General features: G+C 62.8%; 22 protein-coding genes, 1 other RNA gene, 1 pseudogene and 1 riboswitch. Of the genes and pseudogenes, 11 read left to right on the forward strand and 13 right to left on the reverse strand.

What is annotated here, in order from left to right:
* The 5 genes from ACO07W_RS00005 to ACO07W_RS00025 form a co-directional block, all read right to left on the reverse strand.
* The coding region (locus ACO07W_RS00005; protein WP_421839967.1) for a polyketide synthase at positions 1-755 on the reverse strand (755 nt) is incomplete at its 3' end.
* A gap of 645 nt (positions 756-1,400) precedes the next feature.
* Complete coding sequence (locus tag ACO07W_RS00010; protein ID WP_421839968.1) at positions 1,401-2,174, reverse strand: class I SAM-dependent methyltransferase; 774 nt, start codon at positions 2,172-2,174, stop codon at positions 1,401-1,403.
* Entirely contained in the window at positions 2,174-2,515 is a 342-nt protein-coding gene (locus ACO07W_RS00015) for a DUF1330 domain-containing protein (RefSeq protein WP_421839969.1), read from the reverse strand. The genes ACO07W_RS00010 and ACO07W_RS00015 overlap by 1 nt, the downstream gene beginning before the upstream one ends.
* A gap of 142 nt (positions 2,516-2,657) precedes the next feature.
* Entirely contained in the window at positions 2,658-3,794 is a 1,137-nt protein-coding gene (locus ACO07W_RS00020; RefSeq protein ID WP_421839970.1) for an S-adenosylmethionine:tRNA ribosyltransferase-isomerase, read from the reverse strand.
* Positions 3,794-4,513: an SDR family NAD(P)-dependent oxidoreductase gene (locus tag ACO07W_RS00025; protein ID WP_421839971.1), complete on the reverse strand. Its 720-nt coding sequence runs from the start codon at positions 4,511-4,513 to the stop codon at positions 3,794-3,796. The genes ACO07W_RS00020 and ACO07W_RS00025 overlap by 1 nt, the downstream gene beginning before the upstream one ends.
* A gap of 64 nt (positions 4,514-4,577) precedes the next feature.
* Here ACO07W_RS00025 and ACO07W_RS00030 point away from each other — a divergent pair.
* Positions 4,578-4,817 (forward strand): annotated as a pseudogene (locus ACO07W_RS00030) (MerR family transcriptional regulator); the annotation flags it as partial.
* Positions 4,818-4,924: 107 nt separating this feature from the next.
* On the opposite strand, the gene ACO07W_RS00035 reads toward ACO07W_RS00030, so the two are convergent.
* The 3 genes from ACO07W_RS00035 to ACO07W_RS00045 form a co-directional block, all read right to left on the reverse strand.
* Positions 4,925-6,199: an IS256 family transposase gene (locus tag ACO07W_RS00035; RefSeq protein WP_421840071.1), complete on the reverse strand. Its 1,275-nt coding sequence runs from the start codon at positions 6,197-6,199 to the stop codon at positions 4,925-4,927.
* Positions 6,200-6,617: 418 nt separating this feature from the next.
* Positions 6,618-8,192, reverse strand: coding sequence for an MFS transporter (locus ACO07W_RS00040; RefSeq protein ID WP_421839972.1), 1,575 nt, complete (start codon positions 8,190-8,192; stop codon positions 6,618-6,620).
* A gap of 371 nt (positions 8,193-8,563) precedes the next feature.
* The gene (locus ACO07W_RS00045; RefSeq protein ID WP_421839973.1) at positions 8,564-9,394 is read right to left on the reverse strand and encodes an alpha/beta hydrolase; all 831 of its coding nucleotides are present in this window, start codon (positions 9,392-9,394) and stop codon (positions 8,564-8,566) included.
* Between the two features lie 329 nt (positions 9,395-9,723).
* On the opposite strand from ACO07W_RS00045, the gene ACO07W_RS00050 reads away from it, so the two are divergent.
* Positions 9,724-11,082 (forward strand): MFS transporter, encoded by a 1,359-nt coding sequence (locus tag ACO07W_RS00050; RefSeq protein ID WP_421839974.1) that lies wholly within the window; start codon positions 9,724-9,726, stop codon positions 11,080-11,082.
* Positions 11,083-11,177: 95 nt separating this feature from the next.
* Here the strand turns inward: ACO07W_RS00050 and ACO07W_RS00055 are convergent, their stop codons facing one another.
* Entirely contained in the window at positions 11,178-12,938 is a 1,761-nt protein-coding gene (locus tag ACO07W_RS00055) for a PPE family protein (RefSeq protein ID WP_421839975.1), read from the reverse strand.
* A gap of 118 nt (positions 12,939-13,056) precedes the next feature.
* A riboswitch (cobalamin riboswitch) is annotated at positions 13,057-13,236 on the reverse strand.
* 59 nt (positions 13,237-13,295) lie between these two features.
* Here ACO07W_RS00055 and ACO07W_RS00060 point away from each other — a divergent pair.
* A complete protein-coding gene (locus ACO07W_RS00060) occupies positions 13,296-13,862 on the forward strand; it encodes a DUF7676 family protein (protein WP_421839976.1) in 567 nt (188 codons plus the stop codon).
* Positions 13,863-13,892: 30 nt separating this feature from the next.
* Here the strand turns inward: ACO07W_RS00060 and ACO07W_RS00065 are convergent, their stop codons facing one another.
* Entirely contained in the window at positions 13,893-14,015 is a 123-nt protein-coding gene (locus ACO07W_RS00065) for a hypothetical protein (protein ID WP_421840091.1), read from the reverse strand.
* 61 nt (positions 14,016-14,076) lie between these two features.
* Between ACO07W_RS00065 and ACO07W_RS00070 the strand changes: the two genes are divergently transcribed.
* Positions 14,077-15,027, forward strand: coding sequence for a cobalamin biosynthesis protein (locus ACO07W_RS00070; protein WP_421839977.1), 951 nt, complete (start codon positions 14,077-14,079; stop codon positions 15,025-15,027).
* Here the strand turns inward: ACO07W_RS00070 and ACO07W_RS00075 are convergent.
* The 3 genes from ACO07W_RS00075 to ACO07W_RS00085 are packed head-to-tail and all read right to left on the reverse strand — an operon-like array spanning position 15,009 to position 16,952.
* On the reverse strand, positions 15,009-15,821 hold the full coding sequence (locus ACO07W_RS00075; protein ID WP_421840072.1) for an SURF1 family protein: 813 nt from the start codon (positions 15,819-15,821) through the stop codon (positions 15,009-15,011). The two genes, ACO07W_RS00070 and ACO07W_RS00075, sit on opposite strands and share 19 nt — an antisense overlap.
* A gap of 11 nt (positions 15,822-15,832) precedes the next feature.
* Entirely contained in the window at positions 15,833-16,363 is a 531-nt protein-coding gene (locus tag ACO07W_RS00080; protein ID WP_421839978.1) for a low molecular weight protein-tyrosine-phosphatase, read from the reverse strand.
* A complete protein-coding gene (locus tag ACO07W_RS00085; protein WP_421840073.1) occupies positions 16,320-16,952 on the reverse strand; it encodes an HAD-IA family hydrolase in 633 nt (210 codons plus the stop codon). The genes ACO07W_RS00080 and ACO07W_RS00085 overlap by 44 nt, the downstream gene beginning before the upstream one ends.
* Positions 16,953-17,130: 178 nt before the next feature.
* On the opposite strand from ACO07W_RS00085, the gene cobC reads away from it, so the two are divergent.
* The 7 genes from cobC to ACO07W_RS00120 all read left to right on the forward strand — a co-directional run bounded on the left by cobC (position 17,131) and on the right by ACO07W_RS00120 (position 24,748).
* Positions 17,131-18,195, forward strand: coding sequence for an Rv2231c family pyridoxal phosphate-dependent protein CobC (cobC, locus tag ACO07W_RS00090; RefSeq protein WP_421839979.1), 1,065 nt, complete (start codon positions 17,131-17,133; stop codon positions 18,193-18,195).
* A complete protein-coding gene (locus ACO07W_RS00095; protein ID WP_421839980.1) occupies positions 18,192-19,343 on the forward strand; it encodes a Nif3-like dinuclear metal center hexameric protein in 1,152 nt (383 codons plus the stop codon). The genes cobC and ACO07W_RS00095 overlap by 4 nt, the downstream gene beginning before the upstream one ends.
* Complete coding sequence (locus ACO07W_RS00100) at positions 19,340-20,077, forward strand: zinc ribbon domain-containing protein (protein ID WP_421839981.1); 738 nt, start codon at positions 19,340-19,342, stop codon at positions 20,075-20,077. Before ACO07W_RS00095 ends, ACO07W_RS00100 begins: the two co-directional genes overlap by 4 nt.
* A complete protein-coding gene (locus ACO07W_RS00105; RefSeq protein WP_421839982.1) occupies positions 20,074-21,189 on the forward strand; it encodes a bifunctional RNase H/acid phosphatase in 1,116 nt (371 codons plus the stop codon). The genes ACO07W_RS00100 and ACO07W_RS00105 overlap by 4 nt, the downstream gene beginning before the upstream one ends.
* Positions 21,190-21,357: 168 nt before the next feature.
* Positions 21,358-21,776: RNase P RNA component class A (gene rnpB, locus ACO07W_RS00110), an RNA gene on the forward strand.
* Between the two features lie 316 nt (positions 21,777-22,092).
* Positions 22,093-23,415, forward strand: coding sequence for an MFS transporter (locus ACO07W_RS00115; protein ID WP_421839983.1), 1,323 nt, complete (start codon positions 22,093-22,095; stop codon positions 23,413-23,415).
* Between the two features lie 58 nt (positions 23,416-23,473).
* Positions 23,474-24,748, forward strand: coding sequence for an IS256 family transposase (locus ACO07W_RS00120; RefSeq protein ID WP_421840071.1), 1,275 nt, complete (start codon positions 23,474-23,476; stop codon positions 24,746-24,748).
* Positions 24,749-24,860: the final 112 nt, after the last annotated feature.

The following is a 24,860-nucleotide window of genomic DNA, read 5'->3' on the forward strand; positions in this document are numbered from 1 at the left end:
TGGCAATAGATTTTGTTCTTGTCGCGTTCCGCGTCGGCGGCTCGTTTGAGGACGACAAAGCCGCCACCTTCGCCGCGAACATATCCGTTGGCGTCACGATCAAAAGGCCGACAGACTCCGTCATCAGACAACACGCCCAATTCCGCGATACACCGCCCGGCTTGCGGATCTAGGTTGAGGTGCACCCCACCCGCGATGGCCACGTCACACTCACCCTTGCGCAGGCTCTCCACCGCCTGGCAGATTGCTACGAGCGACGATGATTGGCCGGTGTCAACAACAAGGCTCGGGCCTCGAAAGCCAAACCAGTGCGTGATGCGTCCGGCGATTACTGAGCGGAGCGAACCCAAGGTGCTACGCGCATTGGGAGCAAACGCAGGACGCGAGACTAATGACGCAAAGTCGTCGCGCATCGCGCCGACGAAAACGCCCACCGACGACGAATCCGCGACCCGCTGTGGAACCATCCGTGAGTCTTCAAACGCCAACCATGCCAACTCCAACGCCAACCGTTGTTGCGGATCCATGTGCTCGGCCTCGACGTCTGAGATCGAAAAAAACGTGGAATCGAAGCCAAACGCATCGTCCAAAAAGGCGCTGTATCTCAACGGCTCAAGAAAAACCTCGTTAACGTCGAACGGAACTCGTTCAGTCTGGTCGCAGGAAACACTGCTCGCCTTATAAAACAAAGTCTGCCACAGTTCATCTGGGCTGTTCACGCCTGCCGAGCGACACGACAGGCCGACAATAGCCACACGACGATCAGCAAACACATTAAACCCAACGGTCGTTAGCGAAACTGGACGACGATTTCTCTGTCGAAGCTCTGAAAGCAACTGCACTGTAACGGGATTTGCTGATAGGTTTCTGAGTATTTCCTGTAAGTGTGATGGTGTCGGAGTCGCGAATGGTCGTATTTCATGAGTGCGAGGGCGTGGTCTAGCTGTTGTGCGGCATGAACGCGCAGCGGAGTCCTATGTAGCAAGGTGGTGTTGATCCCGACTAAGGCGGTCGATGCCACTGCGGTGTCAGGAAAGGCCTTCGCAGTGTGGTTCAGTGCCTCACTGCGTCAGGGTGGTGGGTGGTAACGGCGTGCTCTGGGCCTTGTCCTGGTCCGGGCGAAGCTCGCGGTCAGTATCGGTCAGGCTGCATCTGCAGTCACCTAGATCGGTGACGATCTTGCGACACTGCTTTTCGTGTATCTTTCAACCTCGCGTGTCCATGACGTTCTTTTGCGGCGGTGAAAAGAATGTCTACATGGATGAGACATCATTGCGAGCCGACTCCGCAACACGATGGCATGGGCAATTGGTGAAGCGGTCGGACACGTTCATCTGCGAGTCAACCGCAGGCGTCAGCCAAACCGGGCACACCAAACCTGCGTGGAATTTCCTGTTCAGTCACTCGTTTTTGCGTGTGCAGTGAACTGCCCAAAACGGTGCATGCACGAGATGGTCTTCGAGCAGCGGTCCTAGTATTCGGATTTGTTCGCGGACAGGCTTCATCTGCTCCGCCCACGCTTGGTTACCAGATAGTTTGGCGAACATGTCGGGAGCCAGCCGACATTGGTACGTCGTGGGACCTAAGTAGTCGATGTTCCAACCCGATGCTGGTAGCACGTCAGTGAACGTTGCGGCTGCTAGCCCGTCCCATTGCAGACCGTTGATGTTCTGGCAGCCGAATTCGAACATGTAAAGCCGGGCTCCTGGTTTGGTGGCCCGATACAGCGCCCGCATATACCGATGTTGCGAATCTTCATCGTTTCGGAAGACGTGATACAAGGCGGTGGCGACGACGGTGTCAAACCGATCCTCAAACCCGTCGAGTTTCGTGGCATCAGCCACCTGAAAGTCGGCTTCGACTCCGGCGAGCTCCGCGTTGCGCTTGGCTTTCTCTATCGCCGCCGGCGACGCGTCGATCCCTGTGACTGAATAGCCTTGCGACGCAAAGTAGATCGCGTGGTGGCCGGGTCCGGTCCCCGGTTCGAGGATCTCTCCGCGCAATGCGCCGTGGGCTACCAACTCCCGTACGACCGGCTGCGGACCTCCGATGTCCCACGGTGTGAAGGCAGCCGGACCCGACGCGGATAACTCGTTCTGGTACAGCTGCTCGTAGGCGGTCTGGAAGGTTTCCCCAGGTCGCGGTGGCGTGTTTTCCACAGGCGGTTCCGTCATCACGAGTGATCCCATCTGGGGGGCACGGATGCTTCGACGGCGAAGGTGAAGTTCGTCGGTATGACATCGGTACGCAAATGTTTGACCTGCTGGTATTCCGGGCAGTTCCAGAATCCCCGCAACGCGTCCATGGACGGAAACTTGAAGAGCGTGAAACGTGCTCCTTGATTCCACTCCCCCTCGAAATGATGCAGGAACTGGCCGGTCGAGCCGGCGATGAGAACCTCGCCACCGTATTTCGCGAGCAGCGGCTGGGCTGCTGTCCCGTAGGGTTCCAGTGAGCCGTGACCTTCGTGCATAAATGAACTGGCCACCAGATAGGCCGGGTTGTCGTTAGCCATCGCTGGCCCTCCTCTTCTACTTGTTGTGTTGTTTGCCCGGCGTCCATGCCGGCCTGTGAGTGCGCCTTGGGCGGTGGGTAGCGCTTGCGCGTTTGGTGAGGCTGGCTTCTGTGCCGTTGCCAGCGAATGCGCTGCTCACGAATTAACATCGGCGAGCTGGTTGAGGCTCGACGTCGGTATTCGATCGGGGCGATCTCCGAAGCAGCCCGCCCCGTGGGTGTCCACAGTGTGGGCGGTCGGGGAGTAGCAGTGCGCTGTCGCCGAATTCGTGCCAGAGGTATTCGTGGGTAAGCGCTTGTTGGTAGGCCGCGCCGATGAGGTCGCTGCCGGCCACCGCTTCCAAGAGCAGTAAGTGCGACGCGGTCGCGTCGTGCCACCCGGTGATCAGGCCATCGACAACGCGAACTGGTTGGTCGGGTCCGATGACGATTTCAGTCCAGCCATGTGCCGGACCAACGCTGCCGTCGTGGCAAGCTGCGGATTCCAGGGCTCGAGTGGCCGTCGTGCCGACCGCGACGACCCGACCACCGTTCGCGCGAGTCAGGTTCACCAGCTGCGCGGTGCTCGGTGAAACGTCGAACGATTCAGCGGCCGGTGACTCGCCAGCCTCGGCCGAGGAAACACCGGCGTGCAACGTGATCGGCGCGATCCGAATTCCGGAAGTCACGAGTGATACGACAAGCCGCGGACTGAATGGACGAGCCGCACTGGCCATCTCGGCACTGCCGGGACTGCGAGCGAACACGGTTTGATAGCTGGCCAGCGGCCAGCGCCGTGGTACGTACGCGTAGCGGATCGGCCGTCCGTAGCGGGCCAGAAACGTTGTGACGTCGCCTTGAATTGTGACGCGTGTGCTCCACAAACGGCTGCCGACGACACCGGGATCTGGATATGACGACAGCACTGTCGACGTTGCGCCGCCCGGTAGATCGATACGTTGGCCGGGCCGAACATCTAAAAGATGGCCTCGAGCGATCTCTGCTGGTCGCAGCTCCACCACCCAGGTACCGTCATCGCGCGCCATGGAGAAATGGACGGTAATCGGCCGGCCCGCGCGGTTACCGTCGACCGCGGCGGCCATGGTCGCGGAATTGTTCACCACCAACAGGTCGCCGGCCTGAAGATAGTCGCCGAGATGGGTGAACCGCGTGTGCGTGATGCCGCGCGGGGTGGCGACGAGTAGCTTGACCGCGTCGCGGGCCACACCATGAGCCTCGGGGGGCTCAGTGGCATCCGAACTCGCAGGGCGGTCGAAGTAGGTGTGCGGAGCGGCCAGCATCAGATGCTCTCTCCAACACGCGACAGATCGCTCGCCCGATAGCGGTCGCCCGGCGGCCTAGCGTCGAGCAGTCGAAGCATTGACGGCACAACGGACTCTGGCTCGGGGCGGTCTGTGATGTCTTGGCCCGGGAACGCGGCCTGATGCATCTCGGTGCGCATGTCGCCGGGATCGAACGCGTATACGTTGACCGCAGTGTTCTCTACCGCAAGAACTGCCGAAAGTTGAACAAGGGCAGCCTTGGACGATCCGTAACCGCCCCAGCCCGCGTAGGCCTCAGTCCCCGCATCCGAGGAGACGTTCACGATCGTGCCAGCGTTGGCAGTCAATTCGGGAAGCGCAGCTTGGATCATGGCGAGTGGCGCAAACACGTTGACGTCGTAGACGGCGCGTAGGTCGCCAGCTGGGTACTCGGCGAGGGCCGGCTGCGGGGTAGGCCCGAGGCAGCTGGCGTTGTTCACCAACAAACTCAGCTTGCCGGAGCCGACAGCGGCGTCGATCAGTACGGCGCGATGAGCGGCATCAGTGATATCCCCGGCGTGGGCGATCAGGCGTGGCGAGTTGAGTGCGGCGGCGGTTGCCGCCAAATCGGCACTACGTCGGGCGTCTATCACGACTTTCCAGCCTCGATCGAGCAGAGCTGCCGTGATCGCTCTGCCCAATCCGCGCGAAGCGCCGGTGACGATCGCAACAGGACAACTGCGTTGAAAGCGCGTCATTCCCACATACTTGTAGTTAAAGTAAACTTTAAGTCAATACCCGAATAACTATGAGGTACTTCACATGGACGACCTCCTTACCGTCGGAGAACTGGCGAACCGCAGTGGTTTTGCCACGTCAGCGATCCGCTTCTACGACAAGCAGGGGCTCATCACTGCCTCGCGAACAAGCGGTGGGCAGCGCCGATTCGAACGGAACATGTTGCGGCGACTAGCATTTATTCGCGCCGCTCGCAACGTTGGCCTCAGCCTCGAAGAAATCGCTGCAGCCTTGGCGACCTTGCCTGACAACAGAACTCCGGCTAAAGCGGACTGGAGCCGATTGTCGAAGGCATGGCGGGAACGCCTCAACGATCGGTGGCGTCTTAGGACTGGTGTAAAAACGCTGGGCGCATGTTCCTGGTGGTCATGTTACGCGGCGGTGGTGTCGGTCGTGGTTGTTGTGGTGGGGGGATGCAGTGGGCGGGGTGGCTCGAGCAGTTGGTGGCGTAGTTCTTGGAGGTGGCGGCTGGTCGCTGATGTTTGGGTGACTCCGCGCCAGCCGCGGCTGGCGCGGTCGAGGACGGCCCATACCAGCGACAGACAGCTGGTTTCGCCGGGTAGGCGGCCGATGACCTTGACCCGGCGACGGGATTCTCCGAAGGTGCGTTCGATGAGGTTGGAATGGCGGATGCGTGTCCAGTGTTGGCGGGGGAAGCGCAAATGCACGCTCAGCGAGGCGAAGTCGTTGGCCAGGCAAGCGACCGCGGCTGGGTAGAGCCCGCGGTATGTGGTGGTGAACTCCTCGGCGCGGCGGGTGGCTTCATCCACGGCCTGCTGGCCGGGTGGCTGGTCAATGTCATCGAAGATCGACCAGAACGCGGCTTTGATCTCGTCCTGGACCGCGACAGGTGTCTTGGCGATGACGTTACGGCAGCGATGGATCAGACACCGCTGACGCAGGCTTGCCGGAAACGTGGTCTCCCATGCGGCGATCAGGCCCGGCGCCCCGTCGGAGATGCCCAGTAGCGGCGGGCGTAGTCCCCGGTTCCTCAGGTCAGCCAAGAAGTCGGCCCACGCATCAGCCGACTCCGCTGCGGCTGGGGCCAGCCCAATAAACAGGGGCTTGCCGTCGGTGCAGATGCCCCAGGCGGCCAGCACCGGCTCGGCCGGGGCGTTGGGATGCATCCGAAAGTTCGAGGCATCCAAGAACAGGTAGTCCAACACCAGCTCATCAAGGCGTCGAGACGACCACGCAGCGAACTCGTCTTTGATGGCCGCACAAATCCGGCTCACCGTCGAGCGCGACAACGCCGCCTGCGAGCCCAGCACCTCGGCCAACGCGGCCTCGATGTCGCGATCCGACAAACCGCGCACCCATCCCGAAATCACCAACGCCTCCAGAGCGTGGGTGCGCGTCACCCCGGCACCGAATAGCCGCGAACAGAACCGCTCGTCGGTGTCGCGTAGTTTCGGGCGGCATAATTCGACCGAGCCCATCGTGGTCTTCACCGTCGCCGGCGGTTGATACCCATTGCGGTACCCGCCCGGGCCGTCCTGAACCCGACGCTGGTGACGGGCTCGGCCCAACACTGCTTCTACCTCGGCCTCCACGGCGACCTGAAACACCAGACGCACCGATAACCGCCCGACCTCCTCCAAAATCTCGGTCAACGGCCGCTCGGTCGCGGCGAACAACTGATCCATCTCAACACGCACACGCTCAATCGGCGATACTCGCTTGGTCACGGGCGTAGCCCCTCCTTCATAGCTTTCGTCGGTTGCGACGGAACCTACGCCCGTGACCATTTACACCAGCGATGAGACGCGACCGCAACGATCAGATCGCAGGATTAATAACTCTTCGTGATCAGCTCGACGCTTGTATCGGGTGTGGCTGCCTATCACTGAAGCGCTGCGCGATTGCCAACCCCGTCGACACCGCAGCTTGGGCGGGTCCGGGCGCGGTCTACCTGCCCAAAACACTGCGGTGACAACGCATGGATTGGGTATCCGATATCCATCTACCTGCTGCCGGTCACCCGGTATCCGAACCGGCCATTGTGATCGACGCATCCAGCCTGGGTGGTCACATGCCTGCGGCCGTGGTATGACCGCAAAAACTTCAGGTTGTGTGGGTTGTGGCAGTGGGGGACAGGGTTGGTTGTTGGGTTCGGCTTCCTGAGGTCTGGTAGTCGGCTTGATCCGGGAGACGTCCGCTACGTAGCAACAGCACGGTGAGGACGGCGCCGGCGAGAAAGAGTCCGCCGTTGATGCTGAACGCGACGCCGTAACCGTGGACGGAGGCCGCAGCTTGCACCTGCGAGGTCGGCGGTTGGTGGTCGGCTACGTAGCGTGTCAACGCTGAAATGAAGATAGTGGACAGCGCGGCGGTGCCGATCGCGCCGCCGATCTGCTGGCTGGTGTTGACCATCGCGGAGGCGACCCCGGCGTCTTCGTGGGCAACGCTGGCCGTAGCTGTGGCGACCGCGGGGGCGAAAGTCAGGCCCATGCCGACGCCGAGGGTGAACACTGGGCCAATGACATCGTGGGTGTAGCCGGAATCGATGCCCAACTGTGCGAGCCAGAACATGCCGCCCGCAGCGATCAGCATGCCGAACGGGATCAAAGGGCGTGGCCCGAACCGCGGGACGAGAATTGTGTTCGCCGATCCAGCGGAGAGGCCGATGCCGGCGGCGAGAGGGAGAAACGCCACGCCGGTTTTCATAGGGCTGTAGCCCAAGTTCTTTTGCGCAAAATAGGTGAGAAACAAAGACGCGCTGAACATCGCGCAAAAGGCGAACGCGATAGCTAGATACGACCCGCTGCGATTGCGGTCGGCGAGGATACGCAGGGGCAGCAATGGCTCGCGGACCAACGCCTCGATTGCGATAAAGCTGACCAGCAGAACCGTGCTGGCAGCGAACATGATGATGGTCAGCCTGTCGCCCCAACCATGGGTTTGGGCGTTCGACAGGCCATAAACCAGGCAGAACAACCCACCGGATACCGCAAGAGTGCCGGGGATGTCCAGCCGTCGGCTCCGGTCGCTAGTGTCCTTGACAGCGACAAAGACCACTGCGGCGATGGCCGCCGGTAGGGCGAAAACCAGGTTCACATACAAACACCACCGCCACGACAGCCACTCGGTCAGTGCGCCACCCAGAATCAGTCCGACTACCGCGCCCCCGGCAGAGATCGCAGCGTAGATTCCGAGAGCTTTGCCACGTTCCTTGGGCTCGGTGAAGGTCACGTTCAGGGTGGACAATGCTGCGGGCGCCAGGACGGCGGCGAATACGCCCTGTAACGCGCGCGCGAAGACGAGGGTTGCGAATCCAGGTGCTGCACCGCCGAGTGCGGAGGCCGCTGCAAACCCGAGTAGTCCGATCAGCAGCGTCCGCCGCCGCCCGATCTGATCGGAGAGCCGACCGCCAAATAGCAGCAGACTTCCAAATGCCAGCGAGTAGGCGGTGATGATCCATTGCCGACTGTCAGTGCCGAAACCGAGGTCGGCCTGTGCGGAGGGCAAAGCGATATTGATGATGGTGGTGTCGAGCACCACCATCAGCTGCGCCGCACCGACGATCGCCAGCACCAGCCAGCGGTGCGCCGGCGCCGACCAGCCATTAGCTTGAATGGTCTCGTTGATGGGTTGCGGCGGTACGTCGACGCCTCTGGGTTTGGGTCTGCGGCGCGGCATTAGTTGTCCTCCTGTTGCGGGGCCCAAACGAAGGGGGCGATACAGTCTTGGATTGTTCTACAGCAGGCCGGCGATCTGTGGTTCCGCGCCCTTGCGATCGGACCGGCACGCGCGTGACTTTTCCGGTATTTGCTGCGTCCAGCTGTGAGTCGGCAGGATTCATCTCAAGGTCTGTCTCCACCGGGATGAGGCTGTGCCTGCCTGCAAACCTTTTTGGGGGGATGCTTTCCGAGCGCTGCAACACCCGAAGCCGGTTAATCGGATCGATTCTGGCGAGGCAGGGTTGAGCGATTGCCGCCACGACCAACCGCAGTGGTGTGACAATCGCCGCTGCATTAGCGGTTCTCTCCAGTGCGAATGGCCCGTAGAACCTAGCCTAGGTTTTTCTGCTGATCTGGTTGCGCTGGGGTCAATGTCAGTTCGCGTGATTCGAGCCAGATGTGGATTCGTTGGGCGACTGCGGCCCATCCCGGTTCAATCATCATCTCGTGCCCCATATCCGGAAACAGTTCCGGCTGAGCGCTGTACGCCCGTGCCGTCGCGAGGGCTTCCTTGTCGCCAAAGATTCCGTCGCACTGCCCGCTCAAAACTAGTACCGGCGTTGTGACGAGTTCGGGTGTCGGCAGGTTCAGAAACATCATGTCCAGGTAGATCGCTCGTTTGCTCTCTGGCTGAAACCGCCCGGCACAGTCGGAGACGAACGGCTCCGGGGTTCGCTGCGAGAACATGTACTCGCGGATATGTTCGGAGGTGCTGACAAGCGCCATGGTGTCGCCGGTGAGCACTGATTTAGCAGCGAGCCAGGGGTGGCTTCTAGCGAAACGCAGCATGGCCGCGCGGATTCCTTGCGGGGGCACGGACGCCAGCAGAACGGCGGCGGGAGCTCGCCGTGATTCTAGATACTTTTGCACGATGAAGCCGCCCATCGAGTGACCGATGACCACTGGCTTTGTGGGCAAACTGTCCGCAACCGCGGTGACATCTTCGACGTAGTCGGCAATTGAGCAAGTTCGAAGCGGTTTCGCCGACGAGCTGTTTCCATGTCCGCGCAGACTCACCGCCAGGGCGCGGTACCCCTTCGCGGCGAAGAAGTCGAGGAAGTGTTGGTCCCAGCACCACGCGGCCTGCCAGGCGCCGTGGACAAAGAGTAGTGGCACCGGACGGGATTTGCTGGATGAACCTTTGTCGATCACTTCGAGCATAAGCATGTTTCCTCGACTGGGCAGCTATCGACGACTGTCGATGCGGTTGTTGGTCGTGGCTGCGCTGAGGAGAGCATCCTGCTCAACACATTGAATTTGCTGAGTTCCTTACACAATAGTTGGTCAGCTGTTGGGGCTCGTACCTAGCGTCGCCGTCGACATTGGGTTGCATCCGGCCAAAGTGCGGTCGCCCAGCGCAAACAATAGGGTGCAGACACGGAGTCCACGGGTGGCAGGGATCGGGCTTCGTGAGCTGCATCCTGAGCCGCACGGCGCCCGAATGGGCTCACCTATCTGGCTACCCGAACCCCCATGCAGGAGGAGCGCACATGATCAACGACATCGACGGTCGAGAAGCGTTGGGGGTGAGTTCAATTCGGTCTGTACGAGCGACACCATTGAGACGGGTAGCGATGGCGAGCTTTGTGGGAACCGCGATCGAGTACTACGACTTCTTCATCTATGGCACCGCTGCCGCGCTTGTCTTTCCCGACGTGTTCTTCCCCGATCTGGGGCCCACTGTTGGGATGGTCGCCTCGTTCGCGGCGTTCGCCGCAGCCTTCTTCGCCCGTCCGCTGGGGGCGGCGTTTTTCGGGCATTTCGGTGACCAGATTGGCCGGAAGAAGACCCTGGTCGTCATTTTGGTCACCATGGGCATGTCGACTGTCGCTGTCGGGCTGGTTCCTTCAACCGCGTCAATTGGGATAGCCGCACCTCTTATTTTGGTCACTTTGCGACTGTTGCAGGGATTCGCGGTGGGCGGCGAATGGGCCGGCGCAGCGCTATTGAGCGCCGAATACGCTCCCCACGGCAAGCGTGGAACGTATGGAATGTTCACCCAGCTCGGCGTCGGCGCTGGAAGTGTGCTGGCCACCGGAGTATTCTTGGTCATCAATTTCACCATCGGTGAACAGAGCCGGACATTTATGACCTGGGGGTGGCGGCTGCCGTTTCTGCTTAGTGCGGTCCTGGTCCTCATAGCCTTCTACGTTCGGCTCAACATCGCTGAAACGCCGGTGTTCGTCGCGGAAAGCGCTCGCAACGCCACGTCGAAAGCGCCCCTGCGAGAGCTGCTCGATAGTCAGCTCCGTCAAGTCATGCTCGCGGCCGGAGTCATGCTGGCCCCCTTCACGTTCGGCTTTCTCGGTGGCACCTATCTGCTTGGCTACGCCAATACCGAGATTGGGCATCCACGTAATCTGGTCCTTGGAGTCGGGATGCTCAGCGGGCTGGCAGTGATGGTGTTCATCGCCTTGTCGGCACGCCTGTGCGACACCCTGGGACGTCGACGCATCATCTTGTTCGGACTGGCTCTGGCCCTACCGTGGTCGGCGGCTGTATTCCCCTTGATCGATACCGGCTCACCAGTGCTATTCGCGGTCGACATGGTGGTGACCCCCGCGATCCTCGGTGTGACCTTCGGGCCCCTGGCGGCATTCATCCCGGAGATTTTCGCCACCCGCTACCGCTATACCGGCGCGGGACTGGCACTCAACCTCGGCGGAATATTCGGGGGTGCTGTTCCGCCAGTTATTGCCGGCGCCTTGCTTGCCACGCTCGGTAGCTGGGCTGTCGGTCTGATGATGGCGATGACGGCGGTAGTCAGCCTTATCTGTGCCTACCTACTGCCCGAAACTATGGGCTCTGCACTCGACCCCAGCGAACGGTTCGCCCCAGCATCGGCGTGAATTTGATTGCACTCATGGCGCCGAAAGTGTTGCGGGTGCTCCGGTGCAGAATTCTCCGCCCCGGACTTTCAGACCAAGGGTGAACAAGTGTCGTATCAGGATGGTCGCGCCAGCGGAGCCTTGGTCGCGTTGTCGGGAGGTGCTGCTGAGTCGGCGCCCCAGGTGTGGGGCAGCATTGGCGCCCGCGGGCTGCCCCCGAACGCGTCTTCGGCCAACGTGGCCAACCCGGCCGGTCTCGCACCGCTCGCCCGGGCCGCGGTGCCGGTGAATCCGCGTGGTCCGGCATGGCGGTCCGAGGCGGTCACGGTTGGCTCCGGTTCCAAATCCATGTATTCATAACCGCGGCCGAGCGTGGTAGCCCTCGTCCGCCGGCGCCGTTGTACCTGTTCCTTAGGAGCCGTTATAGCCGTTGGGGTTTCGGTGCTGTCGGGCACTGGAGTCTTCTGGGCGCGGCTACTGGTGCTGGCCGCCCGCTGGGCGCCCAAGCCCAGATCACCGACCATGTAGAGCATTCCGTCCATGGTTGACCACGGTGGTCCCGCTGGTGTTGGCGGTGGGCCGCCAAGTGCGGGCGGTGCGGGTGTTGGAGCCGGTGCCGCCGGTGCTGGTGCCGGTGCAGATGCCGGGGATGCGAGAGCGGGTGGCGAGGGCGGAGGCGGAGCTGAAAACACCCCGGGCAGCGGGGGCGGTACCGGTGCGGCCGCGACGGGGGCCAGCCCTGCCAAGCCGGCTAGGCCCGCCAGCCCGACCGGTGCGATCGCCAGCGAAGCTAGGGAGGGGATCGCCAGCGGCAGGATGGCCGGTATCACGGCAACGATGGTCTGCTCGATCAGATAGTGCAGCAACTGGATGGTGTTGCCGATTGTGGAGCCGATGATCTCGACGGATGCCAGCGCTATGACCAGGGGCAAAGCGTAGGGGTTAAATGCGGCGGTGTACAGAATCGCCAGTATGTCGTCGATGATGACGATGGACGTAAACGCGATGTATGACCCAGGATCCAGTGGCACCGCCAACACGTAAGCGATGGTGGCGGGGTTGAGATAGCTCAGCGGGTTGCCGGTGAACGCCAGCCACGACCCAGGTACACCAACCGGCGGCAGCAACGACGACCCGTTCAGCGACTGAAAAAAATGTGCGAGCGGATCTGGGATTTCGGTGAAACCGATCTCGTGGAAGAAGTTCAATATTTGCTGATAGAGCGGGAAGTCGTTGGTGTCGGGATATGGCGGTCGAGGGAAAAGACCTTCCAAAAACTTCTGTAAGTCCTCAAACCATGCGGGCGGTTCTGGTTGTGTCGGCTGGGCGGCTGCCACCGACTGGGTAATCGTCGGCGACGGTTCGGGCGGCGGGGCCGCCGCGACCGCTACGTTGGCGACGCTCTCGTAGGTGCTCATCACGGTGGCGGCCTGGATCCACATCCGTGTGTAGTCGGCTTCGTTGAGCGCGATCGGGATGGTGTTGATGCCGAAGAAATTTGTCCCCAGCAATACCGCGTGGGTGGCGTGGTTGGCGGCCAGCTCTGCCAAGGTTGGCATCGCGGCCAGTGCGGTGGTGTAGGCGGTGGCGGCGATTTCGTGCTCGGCGGCCACAGCGGAGCTGTTGGCGCTTTCCTGTAGCAGCCACGCTAGATATGGCGCATGGGCGGCCAGGTACGCTTCGGCGGTTGGGCCTTGCCAGGCCCCGGCCTGCGCGGCGTCCAGCACCGCGGTCAGCTTGCCAGCCGTCTCAGTGTAGGCGGTGCTCAGCGCGTTCCACGCCCCTGCGGCCGCGAGCAGCGGCCCCGGACCGGGGCCGCTGCTCAGCAGAGCCGAGTGCACCTCTGGGGGAGAAGCTATCCAGATCGGGGCGGTCATCGCCGGTTACCCGCGCTTGGATAAGACAACGTGACAATGGTCGTGGTGGCCGTTCGGGCCTTGGGCAGGACGCGCAGCATCATGACGGGTCAGCTCTCTCGGGGTACACCGCCCCGGGTTGGCAGGACGCGATGACGCGAGTCTCCTGGCTCTCGGATCGATGCTCGCCTCGCCTTCCAACCTTGCGGCCGTGGCTTTGAGGGTTGCTCCCCGATGACAGTGGCGGGACCGCGCCGGATTCGCACCGGCTTCCTCTATCGTCATCGCCTTACGCAGGACCCTACCGCATGCCGGTCAGCGGTCGGTGCTCTGTTTGCAAAGATGCTCTTGCACATAGGGCGAAAGGAAGGAAGCGTCATGACCGATGTCAAGACGGACACCCCCCCGGTTGTCGAAAACGATGGAGGCGGACGCGAACAGCGTTGGCCGCTGCCCGTTGACGAGCAGAGCTTGCTGGACTTGATCCACCTGTGCTTCGACGAGTACTGGGACGAAATTTGGTTTGGCATCATCATGGAGGGCGCGGCGTGGGAAGTAGCGGCGCCGAATCCGCCCAAGCGCGTCTCGGTGCAAGATGGCTACGCGACGGTCGACTTCGGTCGTTGGCATTTTCACCTGTGTATCGGAGAGCATCGCGCAAGCGGGCCAGAGCGCGGTCGCATCCGCCGATGCACACGGGCCGAGCTATATCGCGGCGTCGACGGCGGCGGGCACCCCAGCACCTGGGGTGTGCGCTTGTATAACGGTCGTGACGAACAGATGATGACGCTGATGCTGCCGAACCCGTTCCTCACCAACGACCAGCAGCTCCGCGACGAGCCCGCCTGGGGACAACTGGAATTGTGGGATCGGCTGCGGGCCCGCTACCTGGGCTTAGATTCTGACCCGCAGGATCGCGCCGGCAAGGGTTTTCGGCACGGCTGAACCGGGTTCAGCGGCCGGTGCATGTCCACCTCACTGTGCGGCTAGGCCGCATCTGACACTCGGCAACGCCAGCTGCATGATCGTGTTCGCGGCTGGCGGCAGCAAAGCTGCCGGATGCAACAGGTCGGCGACCTGGGCTACGGAGCGCATCATCGGCGAAACCCTCTCCACGACGGCATAGGTGCCAGTAGGCCACGTATGAGACGCTGCCGGGGTGTTTGCGTCACCGCGGCGGACCCGGATCATCGGCGTGTTGGCCGGCTACTTGGCCGACCTTGCCCTGGGCGATCCGAAGCGCGGCCATCCGGTCGCGTTGTTTGGCCAAGGTTCGGCAGCTGTGGAGCATTACACTTACCGTGACACTAGGGCTGCCGGGGCGGTGCACACTGGCCTACTAGTCGGTGCGGTCGGTGCGTTGGGTGCGTTATTGCAGCGAAGTGCCCGATACCAGGGACGGTTCTGGCCCATGACATTGATCGCAGCGGCCACCTGGTTATCCGTGGGCGGCGCATCCTTGGCGCGCACAGGGATGCAGATGTCAGATCTACTGGACAGCGGTGACGTCGAGGCAGCGCGCCGGCTGCTCCCATCGTTGTGTGGACGTGATCCAACCCGGCTCGACGAATCCGGACTCGCGCGTGCTGCACTTGAATCGGTGGCGGAGAACACCTCCGACGCGGCGGTGGCGCCGCTGCTGTGGGCGGCCGTGGGCGGGGCGCCGGCGGTGCTGGGATATCGCGCCATCAACACCTTGGACTCAATGATCGGATATCGCTCGCCGCGCTACATCCGATTTGGTTGGGCCGCGGCGCGTTTAGATGACGTGGCCAACTATGTCGGCGCGCGTGCGACTGCGGCGCTGGTCGTCCTGTGCGCGCCAGTGGTAGGTGGTTCGCCTGCGGGCGCGTCGCGGGCTTGGCGCCGTGACGCCGCTCGGCACCCTAGCCCCAACGCGGGAGTGGTAGAGGCGGCCTTCGCCGGCGCGCTCGGCGTGCAGCTGGGCGGGCCCACCCAATACCGTCATGAGCTGCAGATCCGGCCTACGCTCGGCGACGGGGTTCGCCCCGAGGTAGCCGATCTGCGCCGCGCGGTGGTGTTGTCGCGGACAGTGCAGGCGGCGGCTGCCTTAGTCAGCGCTTTCTGCCTTCAGATCCGTCGCCCATAGCGGTCGGCAAGTTTCTCCTCGACGGTCATCGGGCTGCCCTGCGGTGAAGCCTGCTGCTTTTCGCGGCGGCGAGCGCGGATCTCCGCGTAGGCGAAATACCCGAGTCCGATCGGCGCCAGGATGCCAAAAGAGATCCATTGGATGCCGTAGGACAGGAAGGGTCCTGGGTCTAGCCGCGGAACGCCGACCGCTGCCAACCCCCCGGGTTGTTCGTCTACCAACTGTAGATAGGACCCGGCCAATGGAACTTTGGTCACCGCTGCGATTTGTTCGGTGTTAATCGAATAGACGTGTTGGTTACCGTCCTGAGTGAACGGTTGCTGGCTCGCGATCGGCTCGGAGTTGCGCAATCGGGCTGTGATGGTGACACGCTCTTGGGGCGGATGGGGGATCGCTGGAACGCCAGAGCCCTGCTCAGGCCGCACGTACCCGCGGTCCACCAGGACAGTCGGTCCGCCGTCGACGGCGAACGGTGCCAGTACTTCGAAAGCCGGGTTTGCGTTGATCACCCGTAATCGTGCTAGCACCTGCACGTTCGGCAGGTAGTGCCCAGTTGCGGTAACACTGCGCCACTGGCTGCCCGGAGCCGACGAATCCTGCTGCGGTAATAGTCTTTTCAGCGCTACCGGCGGGGCATTGAGGGCATGTTCGATTTGCTGGTTCTCGCGCGACGTTTTGGTGTTCTTACCTAGCTGCCACGGCGTGAGCACCATAAAGCACAGATAGGTGAACGCGATAACCACCAGGGCCAATACCAGCCAGCCTGGCCTGAGCAGGAATGCCAAGCGTGACAGAAAACGGGGCATCAACCTGGTCCGTTCTGTGCGAGCCGCTCATCGACCCAGGTGTGCAGGCCGGGCAGGGCGGCCTCGATAACGGCGAAGACCTCTTCGAAGTCGTCGTGGTCGCCATAGTAGGGATCCTCGACGTCGAGGGCATGGGCACCTGACCGCGGGTCGAATGAGCGCAGCATCCGCAGCCGGTCTTCGTCAACCCCTAGCTGGCGCAACAGTCGGGCGTGGTTGCGTCCCAGAGCCACTACCAGATCCGCTGCCAGGTGCTCGGCGTCGACCTGTGCCGCACGGTGGTCGGTGGGGTAGCCGTGGGAGCCCAAGACCGACCGTGCCCGGGTATCAGCCCCGTTGCCCACGTGCCAGTTCCCGGTTCCCGCACTGGTAACCCGCACACTGCCGCTCAGCCCTCGGCGCTGGATCTGGTGTGCGAACATCTTCTCGGCCATCGGCGAACGACAGATGTTGCCAGTGCAGACAAAGGTCACGTGTAAAGCTGTGTCAGACACCGAGGGCCCTCCGCAGCTCGTCGATGGTCGCGGCATGCGTTACGCCCGCGGAGCAGGCCCGGTCAGCAAAATCGGCATGTCCGTAGCCCCACCCGACCACGACGGTGTCGATGCCATGCGCGGCAGCTCCTTCGACGTCGTGGCTGCGATCGCCGACCATGACAGTGCGCTCGGGCACGGGTTGCAGCTGTGCCAGAGCGTGGGCAAGCACCTCTACTTTGCTGCTCCGGACGCCGTCAATACTCGCGCCTGCGATGACGTCGAAGTAGTGCGACAATCCGAAATGAGCAAGGATGCGCCGTGCGGATGGCTCGGCTTTGGAGGTGGCGACGGCCAGGCGGACCTGAGCGCTGCGAAGGTCGGCCAGAAGCGGTTCGATCCCGTCGAACAGGCTGTTCATCGCCCATCCCCGCGAGGTGTAATCGTCGCGATAGGCTGCGATAGCTTGCTCGGCGTGCTCGCCGAGTTCCATCGCGCGCAGCGTAACGTGCATTGGTGGGCCGACAATCTGGGCGACAAGGTCACCTGCGGGCACGGCGGCGCCGATGTGACTGAGTGCGTGGCGGAAACTGGCAACTATCCCTGGTGCCGAGTCGGTGAGTGTGCCGTCCAGATCGAAGATCACCAGCTGCGGTGTCGCGCGGGTGGACAACGCCCGCTCGGCGATGTCGCGGGATGGGGGCGGGAGGTCGCTCCCCGCCGAGCCGGTGGCTGTCACGTGTCCATTCTCCGCGATGGACCTGCCATTAGGAGACGGTCCTCCCAATAATCGGTTGGTCTGGCGGCGCACTAGTGTTCTAGTGATGGTCAATCCAGATCACAGCGCGTCGATGAGCTACCTGACGTCGCGTTACCACGGTGATCAGGCCGTCGAGCCCGGCATGCTGGACTTCGCCGTAAACGTCCGTCATCCGCAACCGCCGTCATGGCTGCTAGAGCGACTGGCCGCCCGGCTGCCGCAGTTGGCCCACTACCCGGGCTCTAGGGATATAACGGACGCTCAAGACGCGGTCGCGCGCCGCCACCGCCGAACCCGCGACGAGGTCCTGCCGCTGGCCGGAGCAGCGGAAGGATTCGCATTACTGAGTAATCTGCGCCCGGCCCAGGCGGCGATCATCGCGCCCTCGTTTGCAGAGCCGGCTGTAGCGCTGGCCGCGGCCGACGTTCCCGTGCGGCATGTCGTCTTAGAGCCGCCGTTCAGCCTCGACGGCGTGCAGGTGCCCGACGACGCTGATCTTGTTGTGGTCGGTAATCCGACCAACCCCAGCTCCGTGCTGCACACCCGCGAGCAGCTGCTCGCGTTGCGCCGGCCGGGGCGGCTTGTGGTGGTCGACGAAGCTTTTGCCGATTCGGTACCTGGGGAGTCGGAGTCGGTGGCTGGTGATGCGCTGCCCGACGTACTGGTGCTGCGCAGTCTGACGAAGACCTGGGCACTAGCCGGATTGCGCGTCGGCTATGCGCTTGGCACACCCGAGGTGCTGGCCCGGTTGGCCACGCAGCGCGCGCATTGGCCGGTGGGCACGTTGCAGCTGACGGCGATCGAGGCCTGTTGTGCATCGCAAGCCGTCGCCGAGGCCGCCGCTGACGCTGTGCGGTTGGCGTCGCTGCGCGCGGAGATGGTGGCCGGTCTGGAGGCGGTGGGTGTCGAACCGGTCGATGGTCGGGCCCCGTTTGTGTTGTTTCGCACGCCCAGTGCCGAACTGATCCGTCGCCGACTGCACGACAAAGGTATTGCGATCCGCCGTTGTGACACATTCGTCGGTCTGGACCGGTGCTACCTGCGGGCAGCAGTGCGGAAGGAGTGGCCGTTGCTGGTGCAGGCAATCGCCGAAGTAACCGATTGCGCGAACAATGGGAGGCACCGATGAGTGCTCGGCTGGCGGACGTCATCGCGGTGCTCGACGAGGCATACCCGCCGCAGCTTGCTCAGTCGTGGGACTCGGTAGGCCTGGTGTGCGGCGATCCCGATGATGTGTTGGATTCGGTAACCATCGCCGTAGACGCGACACCGGCGGTCGTCGACAACGTTCCCGAGGCCAGTTTGCTGCTCGTCCATCACCCATTGCTGTTGCGGGGGGTGGATACGGTTGCGGCCAGCACCCCGAAGGGCGCGCTGGTGCACCGCTTGATTCGCAGTGGGCGATCCTTGTTCACCGCGCACACCAACGCCGATTCGGCGTTCCCGGGAGTATCCGATGCCCTAGCACACGCTCTTGGCTTGCATGTCGAGGCCGTGCTCGATCCACTGCCTGCTGTGGCCGATCTCGACAAGTGGGTTATCTATGTCCCGCGCGAGAATTCAGAAGCGTTGCAGGAAGCAATCTTTGCGGTTGGTGCCGGACACATCGGCGACTATTCGCACTGCAGTTGGAGCGTGACCGGTACCGGGCAGTTCCTGCCGCACGACGGTGCGTCGCCGGCAATCGGCAGTGTCGGAACTGTTGAGCGGGTAGCCGAAGACCGGATCGAGGCCATAGCGCCGGCCCGACTGCGGACCGATGTGCTGGCCGCACTGCGTAACGCGCATCCGTACGAAGAGCCGGCGTTCGACATCTTCGCTCTGGTGGCACCACCGGCGGAGGCCGGGTTGGGGCGCATCGGCACGCTGCCGCAACCCGAGCCGCTGCACGCCTTCGTCTCTCGGGTCGGTGCCGCGTTGCCGCGCACGTCGTGGGGGGTGCGTGCCGCAGGAGACCCTGACATGCGTGTTTCGCGGGTTGCCGTGTGTGGCGGTGCGGGCGACTCATTGCTAGCCAGCGCTGCCAGCGCGGACGTCCAAGCCTATGTCACCGCTGATCTGCGCCACCACCCGGCCGACGAGCATCGTCGTGCTTCGAATGTTGCCTTGATCGACGTCGCGCATTGGGCGAGCGAATTCCCTTGGTGCGGCCAGGCCGCCGAGGTGCTGCGGTCCCATTTTGGCGTGACGTTGCCGGTGCAGGTCTGCACCATCCGCACCGACCCCTGGAATCTGACAACAGCGGTGGGGAACGAGTCTTTGGGAGATTCTTCATGAAAGCCGAAGTGGCACAGCAGCGTTCGCTTATGGAGCTGGCAAACCTGGATGCGGAGCTGGCCAGGATCGCGCATCGTGCCAACCATCTGCCGCAGCAGGAGGCCCATGATCGGGTACAGGCTGAGCACGACGCTGCCAACGATCGGTTGGCTTCTGTCCGGATCGCGTTGGAGGACTTGGACGCCCAAGTGTCGCGATTTGAATCGGATATAGACGCGGTGCGCAAACGTAAGGACCGAGACCACTCGTTGCTGACATCGGGTGCGACCGACGCCAAGCAGCTGTCTGATCTGCAGCACGAGCTGGACACCTTGCAGCGCCGTCAGGGCAGTCTGGAAGATTCTTTGCTGGAGGTGATGGAGCGCCGTGAGGAGCTGCAGACTCAGCTGTCAGCTGAGTCGAGTCTGCTCGCGGGGCTGCAGAACGACTTGGTGGGCGCCCGAGGAGACCTCGACGCAGCGCTTGCCGAGATCGATCAGGCACGCCAGGACCATTCATCGCGACGTGACGCGCTGACCGCGGCGCTGGACCCGCGCCTTTCTGAGCTGTACGAACGACAGCGTGCCGGGGGAGGGCCGGGTGCTGGGCCTTTACAGGGGCATCGTTGCGGCGCGTGCCGGATCGAGATCGGCCGCGGCGAGCTGGCCAGTATCTCGGCGGCTGCCGAGGACGATGTGGTGCGGTGTCCGGAATGCGGGGCGATCCTATTGCGGGTCAAAGGGTTCGGCCAGTGAAGGTAATCATCGAAGCTGACGGTGGATCGCGGGGGAACCCCGGCCCAGCGGGCTACGGAGCGGTGGTGTGGACTGCAGACCATGTGACTGTGCTTGCCGAGAGCAAGCAGGCGATCGGCCGGGCAACGAACAACGTCGCTGAGTACCGAAGCTTGATAGCAGGTTTGGACGACGCCGTGAAGTTGGGCGCCACCGAAGCCTCCGTTCTGATGGATTCCAAGCTGGTGGTGGAGCAGATGTCGGGCCGATGGAAGGTCAAACACCCCGACTTGGTTCAGCTCAATGCTCAGGCTCGCGCGCTCGCGTCGCAGTTTCGCCAGATCAATTTCACGTGGATTCCGCGGGCCAAAAATTCGCATGCCGACCGATTGGCCAACGAGGCGATGGATGCCGCTGCGCACGCTAAGCGCGACGTGGAAAAAGCCACCGTTCCGGTTGCCGGGTCCGGCAAAGACTTGGCGACCGAATCCCCCACAGCTCCCGGTTGGACGGGTGCGCGCGGCACGACCACCCGGCTGTTGTTGTTGCGGCACGGGCAGACCGAGTTTTCGGTGCAACGGCGCTATTCGGGGCGCGGCAACCCCGGTCTGAACGACGCTGGCCGGCGCCAGGCTGAGGCGGCGGCACGGTATCTGGCTCAACGCGGTGGGATTTCCGCGGTGGTCTCCTCACCGCTGCAGCGGGCCTACCAAACCGCGAAAACAGCGGCCGGCGCGCTGGGCTTGGAGGTGGCCGTCGACGAAGATCTCATCGAGACCGATTTCGGTGCGTGGGAAGGCCTGACGTTCACCGAAGCCGCTGAACGCGATCCTGATTTACACCGCCGCTGGTTGCAGGATGCCGACATCAAGCCGCCGGGCGGTGAAAGCTTCGATGACGTGCTGCAGCGGGTTCGCCGGGGACGTGACCGCATAGTGGCGGCCCACGAAGGTGCGACGGTGTTGGTGGTCTCTCATGTCACGCCGATCAAAATGTTGTTGCGTCTGGCCTTGGACGCCGGTCCGGGGGTTCTGTACCGGTTGCATCTTGATCTGGCTTCGCTGAGCATCGCCGAGTTCTATTCCGACGGGGCGTCATCGGTGCGTCTGGTGAACCACACCGACTACGTATAGTGGTGTATTCGTCGCAGCAATGCGCGTGGCGATGGTATCGCTTTGGCTTACGCGTGCTTCGCTTGTAGTGCGGCAGAACATGCGTCGAAGTAGATGGCTGCGGGTAACGCAGTCGGCGCAACGCCGCTGGCCTAGCGGTGCGGTAGCGAGTACGGTGATGTTCGCGGACGAGTTGGCTGGGCGGCCGCGGCCGGCGCTGGACCGAGTGGTCCGGTGCCGAGTCGAGGAAAGTCCGGACTTCGCAGAGCAGGGTGATTGTTAACAGCAATCCGAGGTGACTCGCGGGAAAGTGCCACAGAAAACAGACCGCCACCTTCGTGGTGGTAAGGGTGAAACGGTGCGGTAAGAGCGCACCAGCATCCCGGGTGACCGGGGTGGCTAGGCAAACCCCACCCGAAGCAAGGCCAAGAAGGCCACACCGAAAGTGTGGCCGCGCAGGTGTTCGAGGGTTGCTCGCCCGAGCCTGCGGGTAGGCCGCTTGAGGTACCCGGCAACGGCGTGCCCAGATGGATGGTCGCCGCCCGTACCACCGTTGGTTGAGCCGCGGTGGTGGGGAACAGAATCCGGCTTACAGGCCAACTCGTCCGCCCTGACCGGGGACCCGAGCATTTTGCTAGTCGGAGCTGCAGTCTTCGGCAGTACATCCGAGCCGAGTCGATCGCGTCCCTGGTCCGATCGTCAGAATCGGGTCGCAGGTGGGTGTAGGTGTCCAGCGTCTCGACCGCACGGGCTAACGAGTGGCGGGGCTCTCTAGGCCGACACTACCCTGGCCACTGTTCGTTTCCCTAAGTCAGGCGGCAGGGGGTGGACACGGCACCATCCCAGGGCCACCGCCGGCTACAGCATGAAAGCAAATCTTCAGATATCGGTCGTCACAATAAGAGCGCAACGGGTGGAGGCTACATGCGCGCTTCTTCATCAGAAGAGTTCACCGAGGCACCTGACCACGAAGCGCCGATGCGGCGTGTCGCAATATCCAGCCTGCTTGGCATCACCTTCGAGTACTACGACTTTTTGTTGTACGGCACCATGAGCGCGCTGGTATTCGGTCTGGTTTTCTTTCCGCAGTCCGACCCATCAGCGGCCGCGATTGCAGCCTTCGGCACTTTGGCAGCGGGCTATGTGGCGCGTCCACTTGGGGGAGTCCTTTTCGGCCACTTCGGTGACCGGCGTGGGCGCAAATCAATCCTTGTAGTCACCATGGCCATGATGGGTGTCGCGAGTGTGCTGATAGGGATGGTCCCGACATACACAGCGATTGGTGTGGCCGCGCCCGTCATCCTCGTCACGCTGCGCGTCATTCAAGGTGTAGCGATCGGAGGGGAATGGGGCGGCGCCACGTTGATGGTTACCGAGCATGCTGATCCGGGGCGCCGCGGCATGTGGAACGGCTTCATGCAAATGGGGTCAGCGATCGGCGGACTTCTCGCGGCCGCGGCGGCTGCCGCTGTTACCTATCTGCCTGAGGCCGCCTTCCTGACATGGGGATGGCGTCTTCCTTTCCTGGCGAGCGTCATCTTGATTGCGGTTGGCTTGTATATCCGGCTTGGCATTCCGGAGAGCCCTGTTTTCCACAAAGCCCACACCACGGCTGGAACACCTGACAACTCAATACCGTTGCTGATGCTGCTGCGCCGTCCCCGCTCTCTTGTGCTTGCGTGCTGCGTTGGCGTCGGGCCGTTCGCGTTGACTGCTCTTAACAGCACGTACATGATCTTCTACGCCGTAGCCATCGGTTATGAGAGATCCGATGTCACGACCGTTCTGGTGTTGATGGCCGCCAACGCCTTGATAACCATCCCTGTTTTCTCCGCGTTGTCCGACCGCCTTGGGCGCCGCACCGTCATCGTGGCCGGTGCGATCGGAATCGTTGCCTACGCGTGGCCGTTCTACGCCATGGTCGGGACCGGTTCGCTACCAGTGTTCATCGTCGCGATGATGATCAGTCAGGTCATTCAGTCGGCGATGTTCGCACCGTTGGGAGCATTGCTTGCAGAGGTATTCGGAACCGCTATCCGTTACACGGGAGCGTCGATGGGATATCAGCTCGCAGCGCTCATCGGTGCCGGCTTCACGCCGTTAATCGCAAGTAGCGTGCTGGTCTCGGGGCCGCGTAGCGGCCCTTTGGTTGCGCTGGCGATGGGCTGCGGAATCGTGAGGTCGCGTCTCATCGCTGGTGTAAATGGTCACGGGCGTAGGTTCCGTCGCAACCGACGAAAGCTATGAAGGAGGGGCTACGCCCGTGACCAAGCGAGTATCGCCGATTGAGCGTGTGCGTGTTGAGATGGATCAGTTGTTCGCCGCGACCGAGCGGCCGTTGACCGAGATTTTGGAGGAGGTCGGGCGGTTATCGGTGCGTCTGGTGTTTCAGGTCGCCGTGGAGGCCGAGGTAGAAGCAGTGTTGGGCCGAGCCCGTCACCAGCGTCGGGTTCAGGACGGCCCGGGCGGGTACCGCAATGGGTATCAACCGCCGGCGACGGTGAAGACCACGATGGGCTCGGTCGAATTATGCCGCCCGAAACTACGCGACACCGACGAGCGGTTCTGTTCGCGGCTATTCGGTGCCGGGGTGACGCGCACCCACGCTCTGGAGGCGTTGGTGATTTCGGGATGGGTGCGCGGTTTGTCGGATCGCGACATCGAGGCCGCGTTGGCCGAGGTGCTGGGCTCGCAGGCGGCGTTGTCGCGCTCGACGGTGAGCCGGATTTGTGCGGCCATCAAAGACGAGTTCGCTGCGTGGTCGTCTCGACGCCTTGATGAGCTGGTGTTGGACTACCTGTTCTTGGATGCCTCGAACTTTCGGATGCATCCCAACGCCCCGGCCGAGCCGGTGCTGGCCGCCTGGGGCATCTGCACCGACGGCAAGCCCCTGTTTATTGGGCTGGCCCCAGCCGCAGCGGAGTCGGCTGATGCGTGGGCCGACTTCTTGGCTGACCTGAGGAACCGGGGACTACGCCCGCCGCTACTGGGCATCTCCGACGGGGCGCCGGGCCTGATCGCCGCATGGGAGACCACGTTTCCGGCAAGCCTGCGTCAGCGGTGTCTGATCCATCGCTGCCGTAACGTCATCGCCAAGACACCTGTCGCGGTCCAGGACGAGATCAAAGCCGCGTTCTGGTCGATCTTCGATGACATTGACCAGCCACCCGGCCAGCAGGCCGTGGATGAAGCCACCCGCCGCGCCGAGGAGTTCACCACCACATACCGCGGGCTCTACCCAGCCGCGGTCGCTTGCCTGGCCAACGACTTCGCCTCGCTGAGCGTGCATTTGCGCTTCCCCCGCCAACACTGGACACGCATCCGCCATTCCAACCTCATCGAACGCACCTTCGGAGAATCCCGTCGCCGGGTCAAGGTCATCGGCCGCCTACCCGGCGAAACCAGCTGTCTGTCGCTGGTATGGGCCGTCCTCGACCGCGCCAGCCGCGGCTGGCGCGGAGTCACCCAAACATCAGCGACCAGCCGCCACCTCCAAGAACTACGCCACCAACTGCTCGAGCCACCCCGCCCACTGCATCCCCCCACCACAACAACCACGACCGACACCACCGCCGCGTAACATGACCACCAGGAACATGCGCCCAGCGTTTTTACACCAGTCCTAAGACGCCACCAATCGTTGACGTTGCTTGCTGTCTGGCAGATTAGCGAGACCAAAGGCAGTGACCTGA

This window comes from Mycobacterium sp., assembly GCF_965230835.1.
Taxonomy (GTDB): Bacteria; Actinomycetota; Actinomycetes; order Mycobacteriales; family Mycobacteriaceae; genus Mycobacterium.